The sequence below is a fragment of the Ideonella sp. P3_A4 genome, from assembly GCF_056403075.1.
In genome coordinates, this window is record NZ_JBFUGE010000092.1 from 1 (window position 1) to 16,654 (window position 16,654).

A 16,654-nucleotide genomic window follows, 5' to 3' on the forward strand; every position below is an offset into this window, starting at 1 on the left:
ACAGGAAGTTGCTGGTCAGCGTGCGCGACCGGCTGCACCTGGCCGAGGTGCTGCGGACGCTCAAGCGAACGCCGGCGGTTCTGAGGGTGCAGCGCGTCCGGCCTTGACGCCGGCAGCAGCACCGGCGTCCAAGACGCAATCGTCTACTGGAAGGCGATCGGGGTCAGGACTGTTCCACCTTCGACACCGGTGATCGCATTGTTCTGATACGTCAGCACCTTGGCCGGCGCCGGTGCCGAGATGTTGACCGGGCTGCCCAGAACCGTCGACCGGTTCAAGCTGAAGACAGCATTCACGCCGACGCCCTGGATGCCGTAGCTCATGTTCTTTTCGATGATCGTGTCCTGGATCGGAATCGGGCTGATTGTCGTAGCTTCGGACCGGATCCCGCTGTTGTTGCCGATGATCGAAGTGTTCGAGATGAACACGCGCGAAGGCACTGTCGAGACCACGTTGATGCCAACCCCCGGGCTGCCACGGAAGTTCTGGATAGTGCAGTTCTGAACATACACGTCGCCGCCCAGCACGCGGATACCCGAAAAGCCGGTCCCGGCACCCTCAATCTGCAAGCCGCGCAGGTAGATTTGGCTGCCGGTAGGTGCGTTTACGACGATGCCGTTCGTGAACGAGGCCAGTACCCCGGCTGTACCAACGCCGTCCGTCTGGATAGTGATGGCCTTGGTGATGGTGACCGCGCCGAAGGCACCGGGGTCTAGCGTGTTGATCACCCCGCCTGCAGCGGTCTTGGAAATCGCACCAGCAAATGTCTTGCATGGTGCCGTTCTACTACACGGGTTTACGTCGTCGCCGACACCCGACACCCAGGTTCGCGTAGCCTGGGCATGGGCAGCCCCAGCCACGAGCATGAGGCCACACATCCACGACAGGATGCGCGCGAGGTTTCCAAGCTGCATGAGGGCTCCCGCAATGAAGTTAAGAAGCCGAGCTTACCGAACATCCGGCGGCATGACGGGCTACACCACACGCCGGTCGTGGAACTATTGCTACGCGGAAGGCGATGAGTTAGCCAGCTTCGGGAGCCGGGTACCGCACTTCGATCACTTCCAGCGTCTCGACCCCACCCGGCGTCATCAACGACACCTCGTCGCCTTCGCGCGCTTTCAGCAGCGCACGGGCGATCGGCGCAACCCAGCTGACCTCGCCGTGCAGGTGGTCAACCTCGTCAATGCCCTTGATCGTGATCGTGCGCTCTTCGCCTTTCGCGTTGGCATAGGTCACCGTGGCGCCGAAGAAGATCTGGTCGCTGCCGTGGTGCAGCGAAGGGTCGGCCACCTCGGCGATGTCCAGCCGCTTGGTCAAGAAGCGGATGCGGCGGTCAATCTCGCGCAAGCGCTTCTTGCCGTAGATGTAGTCGCCGTTTTCCGACCGGTCACCGTTCGACGCCGCCCAGTGCACCACCTCGACGATCTTCGGCCGCTCTTCGTCGATCAGCTGCAGAAATTCGGCACGCAAGCGAGCGTAGCCGGCTGGCGTGATGTAGTTCTTGCCGCCAGCGGGCAGCGGGGGCAATGCCGGGCCGTCGTCGTCATCGTCGGCGGCGTCGGGTTCTTTGGTGAAGGCTTTGTTCATGGCGTGGTTCGGCTGCGATTTTCGCAGGCGTTCACACCCGACACAGCGCGAGGGTTCAGCCGTGCCGGTGCCGCTGCTGCGCCACCCGCTGCAGCAACTCGATCAACAGCGCCTTTTCGGCTGGAGACAGCATCTTCAGTGCATCGTTCTCCATGGTTTGCGCGATCTTGCGCGCACGCGTCACCAGCGCTTGGCCGATGGGCGTCAGGCGGATCAGCTGAGCCCGCCGGTCGCGCTCGCTGCGTTCACGCCGGATCCAGCCTTGCTCGACCATGCGGTCCAGCGTCACCGCCAAGTTCGGCGGCGAGACGTCCAGCGCCTGGCCCAGCTGTTTCTGGTTGACCTCGGCGTTGGTGTCCACCAGCACCAGCACCGAAAACTCGACTGCCTTCAGTTTCAGCGGGCCGAGGTGCCGGCTGAAACTTTTCTTCAGCTCGATCGAGGCACGCGACGCGGCGTAGCCCACCAGGTGCATCAACCCGCTCTGGTCGAGCACGGCATCGCGGCTGGCCACGACAACTTCGTCGGCAGACACTGTCGACACGGTCTTCGTTGCCATCAAGCCTTCTTCGCCCCGAGGTAGGTCTCGATCACGCGCGGGTCGACGGCCAGCTCGTTCGCCGGCCCTTCGAGCGCGATCGAGCCTGTCTCCAGCACATAGCCGTGATCGGCCACTTCCAATGCAGCGCGCGCGTTCTGCTCGATCAGCAGGATGCTGACGCCAGTGGCCCGCAGCGCCGTGATGGTGCGAAAGATCTCCTTCACCACCAGCGGCGCCAGGCCCAGGCTGGGCTCGTCGAGCATCAGCACCTTGGGCCGGCTCATCAGCGCCCGCCCCACCGCCAACATCTGCCGCTCACCGCCGGACAAGGTGCCCGCCAGCTGCGTGCGCCGCTCCTTCAGACGTGGGAACAACGTGTAGACCTCGTCCAGCGTCGAGCGCCAGTTGGCCACGCGTTGCTTCATCGGCCGAAAACCACCCAACACCAGGTTGTCTTCGACCGGCATGGTGCCGAACAACTCGCGCTTTTCGGGCACCAGCGCGATGCCGGCCATCACGCGCTCTTCCAGCGTCGCATGCGACACGTCGACACCGTCGAACACGATGCGGCCACGCGACGGCAGCACGCCCATCAACGCGTTCAGCGTGGTCGACTTGCCGGCGCCGTTGGGGCCGATCACCGTGACCACCGCACCGCGCGGCAGCGTCAGGTTCAGGCCCGACAAGACCTCGGCCTTGCCGTAACCGGCATGCAGGTCACTCACTTGAAGAATGGGGGCGCTCATCTCAATGCTCCGTCCCCAGATACGCGGCGCGCACCACCGGGCTGGCCTGCACCTCGGCCGGTGTGCCGGCGATCAGCTTGGTGCCGAACTCCATCACGACGATGTGGTCGACCAAGCCCATCACGAAGTCCATGTCGTGCTCGACCAGCAGAATCGACAGGCCTTCGGCCTTCAGCTGGCGCAGCACCTCGGCCAGCGCCTGCTTTTCTTTCAGCCGCAGGCCGGCGGCAGGCTCGTCCAGCAGCAGCAGCGACGGGTCGGTGCACAGCGCACGGGCGATCTCCATCAGCCGTTGCGGGCCGAGCGCCAGGTTGCCGGCCAGCTCGTGCATCTGGCCCGCCATGCCGATGCGCGCCAGCTGCGCCTCGGCCTCGGCGAACAGGCGCCGCTCCTCGTCGCGGTCCAGCCGCAGCATGGCCTTGGCGACACCGGCCGAGGTGCGCAGGTAGCCGCCGAGCGCAACGTTCTCCAGCACCGTCATCTCAGGAATCATCTTCACGTGCTGGAAGGTGCGGCTCATGCCCAGCCGGGCGATCGCGCGCGACGGCAGTCCCGCCACATCTCGGCCCCGAAACACCACCTCGCCACCGGTCAGCGACAGCACGCCCGACACCAGGTTGAAGGTGGTCGACTTGCCGGCACCGTTGGGCCCGATCAAGCCCATGATGTTGCCGGCATGGATCGTGAAGCTGACGTCGTTGACGGCCACCAGACCGCCGAATTGCTTGCGCACCGCCTTCACGTCCAGCAGCAGCTCGCCGGGCTTGGGCTTGTCGCGCGTCGGCAATGGCGCAGCGCCTTGCCAATCTTTCACGCGCTGCGGCGCCGGCAGCCAGCGCTGCACAAACGTCCACAGACCATCCGGCGCGTACTTCAGCACCAGGATCAGCACCAGGCCGAAGACGATGATCTCGAAGTTGCCGCTGGTGCCGATCAGCTTGGGCAGCAACACCTGCAACTCGTCTTCAACCAGCTTGACGACCGCCGCACCGGTGAACGCGCCCCAGACATGGCCAACCCCGCCCAGCACGGCCATGAACAGGAACTCGATGCCCTTGGTCAGCCCGAACGGCGACGGGTTCACTGTGCGCTGAAAGTGCGCGAACAGCCAACCGGATACCGACGCCAGCATCGCGGCCAGCACGAACGCGGTCAGCTTGTGGCGAAAGGTCGAGATGCCCATCGCCTCGGCCATCGTCGAGCCGCTCTTCAGCGCGCGGATCGCCCGGCCGCTGCGTGAATCGAGCAGGTGCGTCACCCCAACCGCCGAAGCCAACGCGATGACCCAGATCAGCCCGTAGATCGCCCGCCCGCTGGCCAGGCTCTGGCCGAACAGCGTGAGCGCCGGCACGCCGAGGATGCCGTCGTACTTGCCGAGGAACTCCATGTTCGACATCGTGTAGTACAGCGCCAGGCCCCAGCAGATGGTCGCCAGCGGCAGGTAGTGGCCGGACATGCGCAGCGTCAGCGCCCCCAGCACCAGCGCCACCAGCACGGCGAGCCCGAGACCGACGAACAGCGCGATCCACGGCGAGACGGCCAGGCTCACCGACAGGTAGGCCGAGGTGTAGGCGCCGACGCCAACAAACGCGGCCTGGCCGAACGAGGTGAGCCCCGCCACACCGGTCAACAGCACCAGGCCCAATGAGACGATCGCGTACAGCCCGATGTAGTTGAGCTGGGTGATCCAGAACTCGGGCACCGGCAACAGCGGCACCGCGAGCATCGCCACCGCGAACAGGGGCAGCCAGAACTTGCGAGGCAGCATGTTCAATGCTCCTCCGCGTGCGGGTCGCGCATAGACCGCCACAGCAACACCGGCAGGATGGCGGAGAAGACGATCACTTCCTTAAACGAGCTGGCCCAGAACGAGCCGAAGCTTTCGAGCAAGCCGACGCCCAAGGCGCCGACCAGCGCCAGCGGGTAGCTCGCGAGACCGGCAAACACCGCGGCCACGAAGCCCTTCAGGCCGATGAGGAAGCCCGAGTCGTAGAACACCGTCGTCGTCGGCCCGATCAGCAGGCCCGACAGCGCGCCAATAAAAGCCGCCATCGTGAACGACAGCCGGCCGGCGCTGGTCGAAGAAATGCCCATCAACCGCGCGCCGAGGCGGTTCACCGCGGTGGCGCGCAAGGCCTTGCCCCACAGGGTGCGCTCGAAGAACAACCACAGCATCGTGATCAGTGCGATCGACACCGCGAAGACGATCAACGTCTGGCCCGACAAGGTCAGCGGCCCGGCCGAGAAGCGCTCGTCCCAGAAGCTCGGGTTGCGGTAACCCTCGGCGCCGAAGAAGTACAGCCCCAGCCCTGTGAGCGCGAAGTGCACGCCAACCGAGACGATCAACAGCACCAGCACGCTCGCATCCGCCAGCGACTGGTAGGCCAGCCGGTAGATCAGCCCGCCGAAGGGAGTCACCAGCGCGAGCGTCAGCGCGGCTTGCGCGAGCAGCGGCCACTGCTGCGGCGCAGCCCAGATCGCCAGCAACGAGATCGCCACCGGGTAGGCCAGAGCACCGAGCACGGCCTTGGCCACCCGCGCCGGTGGGTGCTTGGCCTTCAGCCCCTCACCCGCCTCGGCCACCGCCGCAAGACCAGCGAGCACCAGCAGGAACCAGACCGTACCTGGCACCTGGCCCAGTTGCAGCGTGGCCAGCGTCAACGCACCGAAGGCGACGAACTCACCTTGCGGGATGAAGATGACGCGCGTGACCGCAAACAGCAGCACCGTGGCCAGGGCCAGCAGGGCATAGACGGCGCCGTTGGTAACGCCGTCGAGCGCGAGGATGCTCGCAATCGTGAAGTCCATCGACTACTGCTCGATTTTCCAGTCGCCGTTGACGACCTTCAGGACCAGGCCGGTCTCGGTCGTGAAACCCCAGTGGTTGGTCTTGGTGTAGTTCAGCACGCCATGCGCGACGACCGTGCGGCCCATGTTCTCGGCCGCCGTGCGGATCGCGGCGCGGAACTCCGGCGTACCGGGCTTGCCGGCCTTCAGCGCCACCGGGATCACCTTCTCCAGCACGATGACCGCGTCGTAGCCGTGGCCGGCGAACTGATTCCGGTTACCCGCGCCGTAGGCCTTTTCGTACTTGTTGACGAAGTCTTGCGCCACCGCCTTGGACGGGTGGTCCGCCGCCAACTGCTCGGGGATCACGGCAGGGCCCGAAACGACGAAAGCACCTTCGACATCCTTGCCGCCGATGCGCATCAGGTCTCRCGTCGCGGCGGCGTGGGTCTGGTAGATCTTGCCCTTGTAGCCGCGTTCGATGATGGCCTTGTGCGGCATCGCCGCGCCGCTGCCAGAGGCCACGATCAGCATCGCGTCCGGGTTGGCGGAGACCAGCTTCAGCGCCTGCGCGGTGACGCTCGTGTCGGCCCGCGCAAAGCGTTCAGTCGCGACGACCTTCGGGCCGTTGAGCAACGAAGCCTGGTCCTGGAAGTCCTTCAGCCAGCTCTCGCCATAGGCATCGGTGTAGCCGAGGAAGCCGACCGTCTTCACGCCCTGCTTCTTCATGTGCTCGATCATCGCGTAGGCCATCACCGCGTTGCCTTGGGGCAGGCGGAACATCCAGCCATCGGTGCCGGCCGACACCACCGCGGGCGAGAACGAGAACTGCACCGTCTTCGCTTCGGCCATCACCGGCGCCATCGCGATCGCCACCGGCGTTGCCGCCGAGCCCATCACGATGTCGGCCTTGTCTTCGGTGACGAAGCGGCGCGCGTTGTTGACGCCCTTGGTCGGGTCGGTCGCATCGTCCAGCACGATCACGTTGAGCTTTTCGCCGGCAATGCTGGTCGGCCAGAGCTTGATGTAGTTGGCCACCGGGATGCCCAGCCCCGACGCCGGCCCGGTCAGCGGCAGGCTGATGCCGATCGTGATGTCGGCCCTGGCCGACGCGCCGGCCAGCGCCAGCATCGATACCAGCGCCAGTTTCAAGAAGCCGTGTGTGCGTGCTTGCATGTTGTCTCCTGCAGTCGTCAGGGTGGTGAAACCATAACAGCGCCCTTGGGTGGCTCACGCTGGCGTGAACCCGCAGGGCCTTTCGAATGTCTTCAACGCGGTGCCATGCGCAAGGCCCCGTCGAGCCTGATCACTTCGCCGTTCAGATGCCCGTTGGTCACGATGTGCGCCGCCAGCGCCGCAAACTCTTCGGGCTGGCCCAACCTCTTCGGGAACGGGATGCTCGCGGCCAGCGAGGCCTGCACCTCTTCGGGCAACTGCTTCATCAAGGGCGTGGCGAACAAGCCCGGTGCGATGGTGCAGACGCGCACGCCCCACTGCGCCAGGTCGCGTGCCAGCGGCAGCGTCATGCCGACGATGCCGCCCTTGGAGGCCGAATACGCTTCTTGCCCGACCTGGCCATCGAAGGCCGCCACCGACGCGGTGTTGACGATCACGCCGCGCTCGCCGTCTGTCAAGGCGTCGAGCTTGGCGATGCGAGCCGCCGCGAGGCGAATGACGTTGTAGGTGCCGATCAGGTTGATGCGCACGACCCGCTCGAAATCTTCCAGCGGCGCCGGCGAGCCGTCTTTCTGCACCACGCGCTTGGCGGTGCCGATGCCGGCGATGTTCATCACGATGCGCGCCGGGCCGTGCGCGGCTTCGGCGGCGTCCAGCGCTGCGATCACCGACGCCGTGTCGGTGATGTCGCAGCGGCAGGCCAGGCCGCCCACATCGGCCGCGACACGTGCGGCGCCTTCGCCGTTCACATCCAACACCGCCACCTTCGCGCCCAGCCGGGCCAGCTCGCGCACCACGGCTTCACCCAGGCCTGAGCCGCCACCGGTCACCAGCGCCGCCTGCCCTTCGATCTTCATGACACCGCCTCTTTGTTCGGAACGATCACCGGCAAGCCGGCACCCTCGTACAGCGCATCGACCAGCGCCGCGCGATGCGCCAGCACCGCACGTTGGTTGATCGAGCCTTTGTCGGTCACTTCGCCGTGGTCGATCGACGGCGACTCGCTCAGCACATGCAGGCGTGCGGGGCGGCTGGCGCTGCCGGTGCCTTCGCGCCACAGCCTGTCGGCCAGGGCCTGGAAGAAGGTGACCACGACCGGGTGCTGCAGCACCTCGCGCAGCGGCGTGGCCTCCGGCAGGCCCGCCAGCTTGCGGCACTCGTCCGCGCGCGGGAACATCAGCAGGCCCAGCTCATCGCGGTTCAGACCGGTGGCCACGGCATCCTGCACGCAAGGGTAGCCAGCAGCGATGACCTTGGCCCGCAGCGGGCCGACGCTGACGAAGGTGCCTGTCGAGAGCTTGAAGTCTTCGGCCGTGCGCCCATCGAACAGCAGGCCACGACTCAGCTGCGTGGGGTCGATGAGCTTGACCGCATCACCGGTGCGGTAGAAGCCCTCTTCGTCGAAGGCCTCTTCGGTCTGCTCCGGCGCACGCCAGTAGCCTGGCATCACGTTCGGGCCGCGGAAGCGGATCTCCGTTTTGCCAGCCGTCGCAGGCACCAGCTTGACCTCGACGCCGGGCACCGGCAGCCCGATGTGGCCGGCGCGCACATCCGTGCCGACCGCGAAGGTGCACGACGGCGCGGTCTCGGTCATGCCCAGACCGGTGATGATGCGCACACGCTCACCCACCGCGGCTTCGGCATGCGCGTCCAGCTTGTCCCACACCGCCTGGCTCAAGGCCGCGCCGGCGAACATGAAGGCCTTGCAGCGCTTGAAAAGGCTATCGCGCAGCACAGGGTCGCTGTCCATCGCGCTGGCAATCTCTTCGAAGCCTTTGGGCACGTTGAAGTACACCGTCGGCGAGATTTCGCGCAGGTTGCGCAGCGTCTCGGCAATGCCCTTGGGGGTCGGCTTGCCTTCGTCGATGTACAGCGTGCCACCGTTGTAAAGCACGATGCCGACGTTGTGGTTACCGCCAAAGGTGTGGTTCCACGGCAGCCAGTCGACCAGCACCGGGCCGCCGTCTTCATCCTGTTCGGCCAGGAAGCCCATGCACTGGCGAATCATCTGCAGGTTGGCGCAGATCATCCGGTGCGTGTTGATCACGCCCTTGGGCTGCTTGGTCGAGCCCGAGGTGAAGAGGAACTTGGCGATCGTGTCCGACTCGACCTTCGCGTGCGCAGCGCGAACACTCCCGCCCGGCGGCGTGGCCAGCAAGGTGTCGAAGGCGATGACCTCGCGCCCCTCGATCGTGCCCTCACCCAGCACCAGCGCGACATCGGCCGGTACGGTCGCCAGGATCGCCTTCTCGTAAGCGGGCGACGCGGCGAACACCAGGCCTGGCGTGGTCGTGGCCAGGATCTGGCGCAGCTTGCCAAAGTCCTGCGAGACCAGCGAGTAGGCGGGCGAGATCGGCACGTAGGGCACGCCGGCCCACATCGCGCCGAGCGCCAGCGTCAGGTGCTCGATGTCGTTGTCCGACAGGATGGCGACCGGCCGCTCAGCCGACAAGCCCAGGTTAACCAGCGCCTGCCCCACCGCCTGCACCCGCTGCAGCATCTGCGCGTAGCTGATGCGGCGCCAGTCTCCACCGCGGCTGCGGTCGCGCTTGGCCACCAACGTGCGATCGGGCGCTTCAGCGGCCCATTGCTCCAGGCGGTCAGTCAGACGCTCAGGGTAGGCCTGCAGCGCCTCGGTCGAGCGCAGGATCTGCGTGCCGTCGGCCCGCTGTTCGAGCGTGGCCTCGACGCAGCCGCCCACGCTGGCCGCGCGGTACTTCGGGCGCCCGGTCGGCAGGCTCATGGCTTGACCACCTTGCCGGCCCGGCCTTCGAGGAAGGCCCGCAGGCGCTCTTTCGCATCCGGCGTGCTCTCGGCCACCGCGGCCATCAAGGCCTCGGTGAACAAGCCCTGCTCCTGCGACTGGTCGGCAATGCGGGGCAGCGCGTGCATCACGGCGAAGTTGGACATCGGCGCATTGCCGGCGATGCGGCGCGCCATCTCCATCGCCTTGGCGAAGCCTTCACCATCAGCGACGGCGTACTGCGCCAGGCCGGCCTGCACACCTTCGTCGCGACCGTAGACGCGGCCGGTCAGCATCATGTCGGTCATGCGAGCGACACCCATCAGGCGCGGAATGCGCGCTGAGCCACCACCGCCCACGAACAGGCCCCGCTGCCCCTCGGGCAGGCCGAAGTAGGCGGACGCTTCGGCCACGCGCACATGGCAGGCCGAGGCCAGCTCCAGACCGCCGCCGACCACCGCGCCATGCAGCACCACGATCACCGGCACGCGGCCGAACTGGATCTGGTCGAACGCTGCATGCCACATGCGCGAGTGCAGCAGGCCTTCGCCCACGTCGCGCTCCATCAGCTCGGCCAGATCGAGCCCGGCGCAGAAGTGTTCACCCTCGCCGGTGACCACCACGGCGCGGGTCGCCTCGGGCAGGTTGACGAACGCCGTGTGCAGCTGGCCGATCAGCGCATCGCTCAAGGCATTGCGCTTGGCGGGCCGGTTCAGCCGCAGGTGGGTGACCGGGCCGGCGTGCTCGATGCGCAGCAGGTCGAGCTGGGCCAACAGGCCGCTGGCCGGCTCGAAATCGGGACGCTGAAGGTCGCTCATGGCCGCTCCAAAATATTTATGCGATTTAACTAAATTGCCCCAAGCGACGCCACTTGGTATTAACCCTCATCTTGCAATGCAGCATGAAGTCTCGTCCTGAGGGTCGCTTGCGCCCCATCGATTTATTTATGAGAATTAAATATCTTCCGGCCGGAGGCCCGCTGCAATGAACACCGCCGAACTGATCGCCATCGACACCCACACGCACCTCGAGGTGTCGTGCCGCAACCCCTTCGACAACTACGGCGAGGAGTACGACCGCGCGGCCGACAAGTACTTCCGCTCGAGCCGGCGGCCGACGATGCAGGAGACGATCGACTTCTACCGCGAGAAGAAGATCGGCTTCGTCAACTTCACGGTCGATGCCGAAACCCAGCTCGGCCGCCGCCGCATCCCGAACGAAGAGATCGCCGAGGCCGCGCTGGCCAACCCCGACGTGATGATCGCGTTCGGCAGCATCGACCCGCACAAGGGCAAGATGGGCGCCCGCGAAGCCCGCAAGCTGGTCGAAGAATTCGGGGTCAAGGGCTTCAAGTTCCACCCCACCGTGCAGGGCTTCGAGCCGGCCGACGAGATGGCCTGGCCGATCTACGAGGTCATCAACGAATACAAGCTGCCGGCCGTCTTCCACTCGGGCCATTCCGGCATCGGCAGCGGCATGCGTTGCGGCGGCGGGCTGCGCCTGCAGAACTCGCGCCCGATGCTGCTCGAAGACGTGGCGATGAAATTCCCCGACATGCAGATCGTGATCGCCCACCCGTCGTGGCCCTGGCAGGACGAAGCGCTGTCGCTGGCGATGCACAAGCCCAATGTCTGGATCGATCTTTCCGGCTGGAGCCCGAACTACTTTCCGCCCCAGCTGGTGCAGTACGCCAACACGCTGCTGAAGGACCGCATCCTGTTCGGCAGCGACTTTCCGCTGATCACGCCCGACCGCTGGCTGGCCGACTTCGAAGAGGCCGGCTTCAAGGACGCCGTCAAGCCGCTGATCCTGAAAGAGAACGCCAAGCGGCTGCTGAACCTGGCCTGAACTTCACCCCTGCGGTTCGCGGCTGCCGCGTAAGATCACCTGTGACGCGTGCGGTACAGGCGCCTCGCGCGCGCCCGCACCTTGCAGCTCACACCGCACCCTGCCACCGCCGCTGCACCCGCCGTCCCGGCGGCGGCCTCGCCCGTGCGGCGCACGGCCTGGCCCGCCTGGCTGGTGACCGGGGTCGTGCTGGCCAACCTGGCGCTGGCCGGGCTCGCGGCGGGCACGCTGGTGGCCAGCTTCAACCGCTACCAGCACGACGCCGACGTCACCACCCAGAACCTGGCGAAGCTGTTCGAGCGCAGCATCGCCACCAGCTTCGACCGGGTCGACGTGTCGCTGCGCCTGCTCGGCCGCGTCGCCTTGCCGCTGCCCGATGACGAGGCCGGCAGGCAGCAACTGCGCGCGATGCTGGATGCCCACCTCGCCGCGCAACCCGACTTGCGCAGCCTGCAGGTCTTCGATGCCAACGGCGACGCGCTGGGCGCCACCAACCTGCCCGTCGGCAAGACCACCAACGTGCGCGGCCACGAGGTCTTCGATGCCCTGAAGAACAACCCGAGCCCGCCGCTGGTGGTGTCCAAGCCGAGGCGCAACCTCGTCGGCGACCAATGGGTCATCGTGCTCGGCCGCCGGCTGGCCTCGGCTAACGGCAGCTTCGTCGGCGTCACCACGGCCACCGTGCCGCTGGACTACTTCCAGCGCCTGCTGTCCTCGGTCGACATCGGCGGCCAGGGCGCGATCGCGGTGCGCGACCTCGACTACGGCCTGGTCGCGCGTTGGCCCGATCACGAACCACTCGGCATCGCGGTGGGCGACCAGCGCATATCGGCCCAGGCGCGCGAAGCACTGGCCGCCAACCCCTCGCACGGCACCTACGCCACGCTGTCGAGCGCTACCGACCAGGTCAAGCGCTCGGTCTCATACCGCCGGGTCGAGGGCTACCCCTTCTATGTGATCGTGGGCCTGGGCAGTGACGACTTCCTCGCGGGTTGGTACGGCGAGCTACGCAAGGCAGCGATGCTGGTGTCGGTGTTCGCGCTGGTCACCATCACGCTGGCCACCTTGCTGGCGCGGCTGCTGCGGCGGCGCGAGGCCGAGATGGCCACGCTGCTGTCCCAGGCCGAGCAGGGGCGCGAGCGGTTTGCGCGCCTGTTCCGCGGCACACCGACGGCCACCATGATCATGGCCATGTCCGACAGGCGCGTGATCGACGTCAACGAAGCCTTCTGCCGCCGCTACGGCGTCACGCGCGAGCAGGTGGTGGGCCGGCCGCCGGGCGAGACGGGCATCGGGCCGATCGAGGAATACCGGCGGCCCTTCTGGCAGCAACTGGTGCAGCACGGACACGTCCACAACTTCGTCGCGCGGGTGCGCCTGGCCAGCGGCGAGATCCGCGAGAGCCTGATCAACGGCGAGCTGATCGACTACCAGGGCGAAAGCTGCGCGCTGGCCACCAGCCTGGACATCACCGAGCTGCGTCAGGCGGAACGCGCCCGCGAAGCGCAGCTGGTGGCCGAGACCGCCAACCGCGCCAAGACCGAATTCCTGTCGCGCATGAGCCATGAGCTGCGCACGCCACTGAACGCGGTGATCGGCTTCTCCGAGCTGCTGCGCGACGAGGCCAGCCAGCGCCTGTCGACGGCCGAGCTGACGCAGCTCGAGCACATCCGCCAGGCCGGCTGGTACCTGCTGACGCTGACCAACGACGTGCTCGACATCTCGCGCATCGAAGCCGGCCAGTTCCAGGTCGACCTGCGGCCGCTGGCCGTGCGGCCGGTGCTGCATGAAGCCTTGCACCTGAGCCGTTCGCTGGCGCGCAAGCACGAGGTCACGCTCGTCATCCCGGCCGAGCCACCGGCCGGCCTGGCGCTGCAGGCCGACCCGATCCGCCTGCAGCAGGTGATGCTCAACCTGGTGTCGAACGCGATCAAGTACAACCGCCCCGGCGGCACCGTCTGGCTGCAGGCCGGTGGCCCGGCCGAAGGGCTGGTGTGCATCGAGGTGATCGACGACGGCCTGGGCATGACCCCCGAGCAGTTGCAGCAGCTGTACCAGCCGTTCAACCGGCTCGGCCGCGAGCGCAGCGCCGTCGAAGGCGCCGGCATCGGGCTGGCCTTGACGCGCCAGCTCGTGCGGCTGCTGCACGGCCGGCTCGAGGTCGACAGCGAAGCCGGCCTGGGCACCCACGTGCGCCTGTGGCTGCCCGCGAGCGACGGCCCGCCGATCGATCCGCCGGCACCCAGCGCGACCCTCGTGATCGCCGATCGAGCTGACGCCGCGCCGAGCACGCCACCGGCCGGCACCGTGCTGTACGTCGAGGACAACCCGGTCAATGCGATGCTGGTCAAGCAATTGCTGGCGCGTTGGGACGACGTGCGCTTCGTGCTCGCCGAAGACGGGCACAGCGGGGTGGCCCAGGCACGTGCCTTGCTGCCGGACCTGGTTCTGCTGGACATGCAGTTGCCCGACATCAACGGTGAAGAGGTGCTGCAACAACTGCGCAGCCACCCGGCCACCCGCCACCTGCGCGTCATCGCGCTGTCGGCCAACGCGATGGCCGAGGACGTGGAACGTGCCCGTCAGTTTGGCGCGAATGACTACTGGACCAAGCCGATCAACCCGGCGCGGTTCCTGGCTGAAGTGCGCGCCTTGTTGGGGCGCGTCAGCGTCCCCTGAGCGAGGCTCAACAGAGCCTGCATCCGCCACCCGATCGGCGTACGATCAGCCCCGTCACTGGGGTGCCCAAGAACGGCATGACGGCCGGGGCACTGCAGTAGCGAAAAGCGTTCGAACCTGCAGGGGGTGATGGATGCTCGCACCGAAGTGTCATTTCGGCGCGCTGGTTGTCATCGCGGTTTGTGGTGCCACCGAGGGCTGGGCCCAACCGGTGGACCATCGGCTCGGTGAGCTCAGCCTGGAAGAGCTGAGCAACATCGAGATCACTTCTGTCTCCAAGCGTGCCGAGCGCCTGTCGTTCGCACCGTCCTCCGTCTTCGTGATCACCGGCGCCGACATCCGGCGCAGCGGGGCCACCAGCCTGGCCGAGGCCCTGCGCCTGGCGCCGAACTTGCACCGTGTTCGAGCTCGGCTACCGCGGACAGCCAACGTCCAACACCAGCTTGTCGGTCACCGCCTACCAGGCCGACTACGACCACCTGCGCACGCAACAGATCGACCCCGGCTACACCTACATCTTCTTTGCCAACGGCATGGAAGGCCGCACCAGCGGCGTCGAGCTCTGGGGCAGCTACCTGGTGCTGCCGAACTGGCGCCTGCACGCTGGCTACAACCGGCTGTGGCAAGACCTGCGGCTCAAGCCCTGGAGCAACGATGCCGGTGCGGTGGCGGTGGCCGAAGGCGCTAACCCTTCGCAGTGGTGGCAGCTGCGTTCAGCGGTCGACATCGGCGACCAGGTCGAACTCGACCTGATGCTGCGCCATGTTGGTGCGTTGGCGCAACCTCGCGTGCCGGCCTACACCGCGCTCGATCTGCGCGTGGGCTGGCAGCCTTGGCCCGCCTGGCAACTGTCGCTCGTCGGCCAGAACCTGATCGGCCACGGCCATGGCGAATTCACCGATGTGTCGACGCGCGCTCAGCTCCGGCGTGCGCTGCTCGCCAAGGCCGAGTGGCATTTCTGATGCGTCTGCCAATGAACCGCGCACCACACCCCTGCCCTCGCCGCCGACAGCGAAGCGGGCCGCCAGGAAGCGTCAAGACACCACCCTGGCGTTGGGGGATTGGCAAGCGTAGGATGTTCCGGACATCAGCAAACGGACGGCCGGCTGCAAGCCCGATGAAGTTGCCCTTGCGGTGCGCGTGCGTCCCAGAAATTCAGGGATTGAGGATGCATTCACCGCGCCGAAGATGCGCCTGGGCAGCCTTCACGTTGTGCAGCACGGTCAGCGCGCTGGCACAACCGGAGCCGCGGCTTGGCGAACTCAGCCTCGAGGACCTCGGCAACCTGCAGATCACGTCGGTGTCCAAGCGCGCAGAGCGCTTGTCCGACGCGCCGACTTCGGTCTTTGTCATCACCGCCAACGACATTCGGCGTGCAGGCGCCACCAGCCTGCCCGAAGCCCTGCGCCTGGCGCCGAACCTGCACGTAGCCCGTTCCAGTGCCAGCGAGTACGTGGTCGCGGCGCGCGGCTTTGCCGGCAACTCGGCCAACAAGATGCTGGTGCTGATCGATGGCCGATCGGTCTACACACCGCTGTACTCGGGTGTGTTCTGGGACGTGCAGGACCTGATGCTGGAAGACGTCGAGCGCATCGAGGTCATCAGCGGCCCGGGCAGCACGCTGTGGGGCACCAACGCCGTCAACGGCGTGATCAACATCATCACGCGCGATGCATCGTCGACCCAAGGCAGCCTCGCCACAGCCAGCGCGGGCACCGGCGGGTACCGCGCCAACCTGCGCCATGGGGACACCACCGACGGTGGCATGGCCTGGCGGCTGTACGCGACGCATACCAACCTGCGGAACACCGAGACCGCCGATGGCACGCGCGTCGATGACTCGGGGCACCACACGCAGATCGGCTTTCGTGCCGACGACCAGCGCGGGGCCGATCGCCTCATGGTGCGGGGTGCCGCCTACCAGGGCAGCCGCGAGCAGCCGGTCACCAACGGGCAGATCGACATGGGCCGGCTCACCGTGTCTGGTGCGCATGTGCTGGGCTCGTGGGAGCACCAGCTCGACAACGACGCCGCCTTCCAGCTGCAGGCCTATGCCGACCACACCGAACGCACGGCCGTGCCGACCTTCGGCGACATCCTGGACACGCTGGACCTGCAGTTCCAGCATTCGCCGGCGCCGATCGGCAGCCACCACCTGGTGTGGGGTGCTCAGTACCGCACCGCCTGGGACCGGGTCGACAACAGCAGCTACCTGGCCTTTCTGCCGGCCGACAAGCGGCAGACCTGGGCCAGCCTGTTTGCGCAAGACGACATCACGCTCAGCGACACCTTGCGCCTGACCTTGGGCGCACGCGCGGAGCGCAACGACTACACCGGCACCGAGTTCCTGCCCACCGCCAGGCTGGCCTGGAAATGGGCGCCACAGCAATTGTTTTGGGCCGCGGCCTCGCGCACCGTGCGCGCGCCGTCGCGGCTGGACCGCGACTTCTACTACCCCGGCAATCCGCCTTATCAGTTGCAAGGCGGCCCGGATTTCGATTCAGAGGTCGCGACAGTCACCGAGCTGGGCTACCGCGGCCAGCC

At 66.8% G+C, this 16,654-nt stretch carries 14 protein-coding genes; 4 read left to right on the forward strand and 10 right to left on the reverse strand.

All coding sequences use genetic code 11. The features are described from left to right. Positions 1–143: 143 nt before the first annotated feature. The 10 genes from AC1DYI_RS11425 to AC1DYI_RS11470 all read right to left on the reverse strand — a co-directional run bounded on the left by AC1DYI_RS11425 (position 144) and on the right by AC1DYI_RS11470 (position 10,401). Positions 144–914: a right-handed parallel beta-helix repeat-containing protein gene (locus AC1DYI_RS11425; RefSeq protein WP_477204230.1), complete on the reverse strand. Its 771-nt coding sequence runs from the start codon at positions 912–914 to the stop codon at positions 144–146. Positions 915–1,023: 109 nt separating this feature from the next. Then, on the reverse strand, positions 1,024–1,590 hold the full coding sequence (gene greB, locus AC1DYI_RS11430; protein ID WP_477204231.1) for a transcription elongation factor GreB: 567 nt from the start codon (positions 1,588–1,590) through the stop codon (positions 1,024–1,026). Between the two features lie 55 nt (positions 1,591–1,645). Next, entirely contained in the window at positions 1,646–2,149 is a 504-nt protein-coding gene (locus AC1DYI_RS11435; protein WP_477204232.1) for a MarR family winged helix-turn-helix transcriptional regulator, read from the reverse strand. After that, on the reverse strand, positions 2,149–2,877 hold the full coding sequence (locus tag AC1DYI_RS11440; protein ID WP_477204233.1) for an ABC transporter ATP-binding protein: 729 nt from the start codon (positions 2,875–2,877) through the stop codon (positions 2,149–2,151). Before AC1DYI_RS11440 ends, AC1DYI_RS11435 begins: the two co-directional genes overlap by 1 nt. A gap of 1 nt (position 2,878) precedes the next feature. Next, complete coding sequence (locus AC1DYI_RS11445) at positions 2,879–4,645, reverse strand: branched-chain amino acid ABC transporter ATP-binding protein/permease (RefSeq protein WP_477204234.1); 1,767 nt, start codon at positions 4,643–4,645, stop codon at positions 2,879–2,881. 2 nt (positions 4,646–4,647) lie between these two features. Then, positions 4,648–5,685: a branched-chain amino acid ABC transporter permease gene (locus AC1DYI_RS11450; RefSeq protein ID WP_477204235.1), complete on the reverse strand. Its 1,038-nt coding sequence runs from the start codon at positions 5,683–5,685 to the stop codon at positions 4,648–4,650. Positions 5,686–5,688: 3 nt separating this feature from the next. Beyond that, positions 5,689–6,840, reverse strand: coding sequence for an ABC transporter substrate-binding protein (locus tag AC1DYI_RS11455; protein ID WP_477204236.1), 1,152 nt, complete (start codon positions 6,838–6,840; stop codon positions 5,689–5,691). A gap of 92 nt (positions 6,841–6,932) precedes the next feature. Continuing rightward, a complete protein-coding gene (locus AC1DYI_RS11460; protein WP_477204237.1) occupies positions 6,933–7,697 on the reverse strand; it encodes an SDR family NAD(P)-dependent oxidoreductase in 765 nt (254 codons plus the stop codon). Next, the gene (locus AC1DYI_RS11465) at positions 7,694–9,583 is read right to left on the reverse strand and encodes a feruloyl-CoA synthase (RefSeq protein WP_477204238.1); all 1,890 of its coding nucleotides are present in this window, start codon (positions 9,581–9,583) and stop codon (positions 7,694–7,696) included. Before AC1DYI_RS11465 ends, AC1DYI_RS11460 begins: the two co-directional genes overlap by 4 nt. Further along, complete coding sequence (locus AC1DYI_RS11470) at positions 9,580–10,401, reverse strand: crotonase/enoyl-CoA hydratase family protein (RefSeq protein ID WP_477204239.1); 822 nt, start codon at positions 10,399–10,401, stop codon at positions 9,580–9,582. The genes AC1DYI_RS11465 and AC1DYI_RS11470 overlap by 4 nt, the downstream gene beginning before the upstream one ends. Before the next feature lie 166 nt (positions 10,402–10,567). Here AC1DYI_RS11470 and AC1DYI_RS11475 point away from each other — a divergent pair, with 166 nt between their 5' ends. From AC1DYI_RS11475 to AC1DYI_RS11490, 4 genes are all read left to right on the forward strand, one after another. Beyond that, complete coding sequence (locus AC1DYI_RS11475) at positions 10,568–11,431, forward strand: amidohydrolase family protein (RefSeq protein WP_477204240.1); 864 nt, start codon at positions 10,568–10,570, stop codon at positions 11,429–11,431. A gap of 81 nt (positions 11,432–11,512) precedes the next feature. Further along, positions 11,513–14,110, forward strand: a complete 2,598-nt coding sequence (locus AC1DYI_RS11480) for a hybrid sensor histidine kinase/response regulator (protein WP_477204241.1) — start codon at positions 11,513–11,515, stop codon at positions 14,108–14,110. A 398-nt stretch (positions 14,111–14,508) separates the two neighbouring features. After that, positions 14,509–15,072, forward strand: coding sequence for a TonB-dependent receptor domain-containing protein (locus AC1DYI_RS11485; RefSeq protein ID WP_477204242.1), 564 nt, complete (start codon positions 14,509–14,511; stop codon positions 15,070–15,072). Positions 15,073–15,278: 206 nt separating this feature from the next. Beyond that, the coding region (locus AC1DYI_RS11490; protein ID WP_477204243.1) for a TOL_0244 family TonB-dependent receptor at positions 15,279–16,654 on the forward strand (1,376 nt) is incomplete at its 3' end.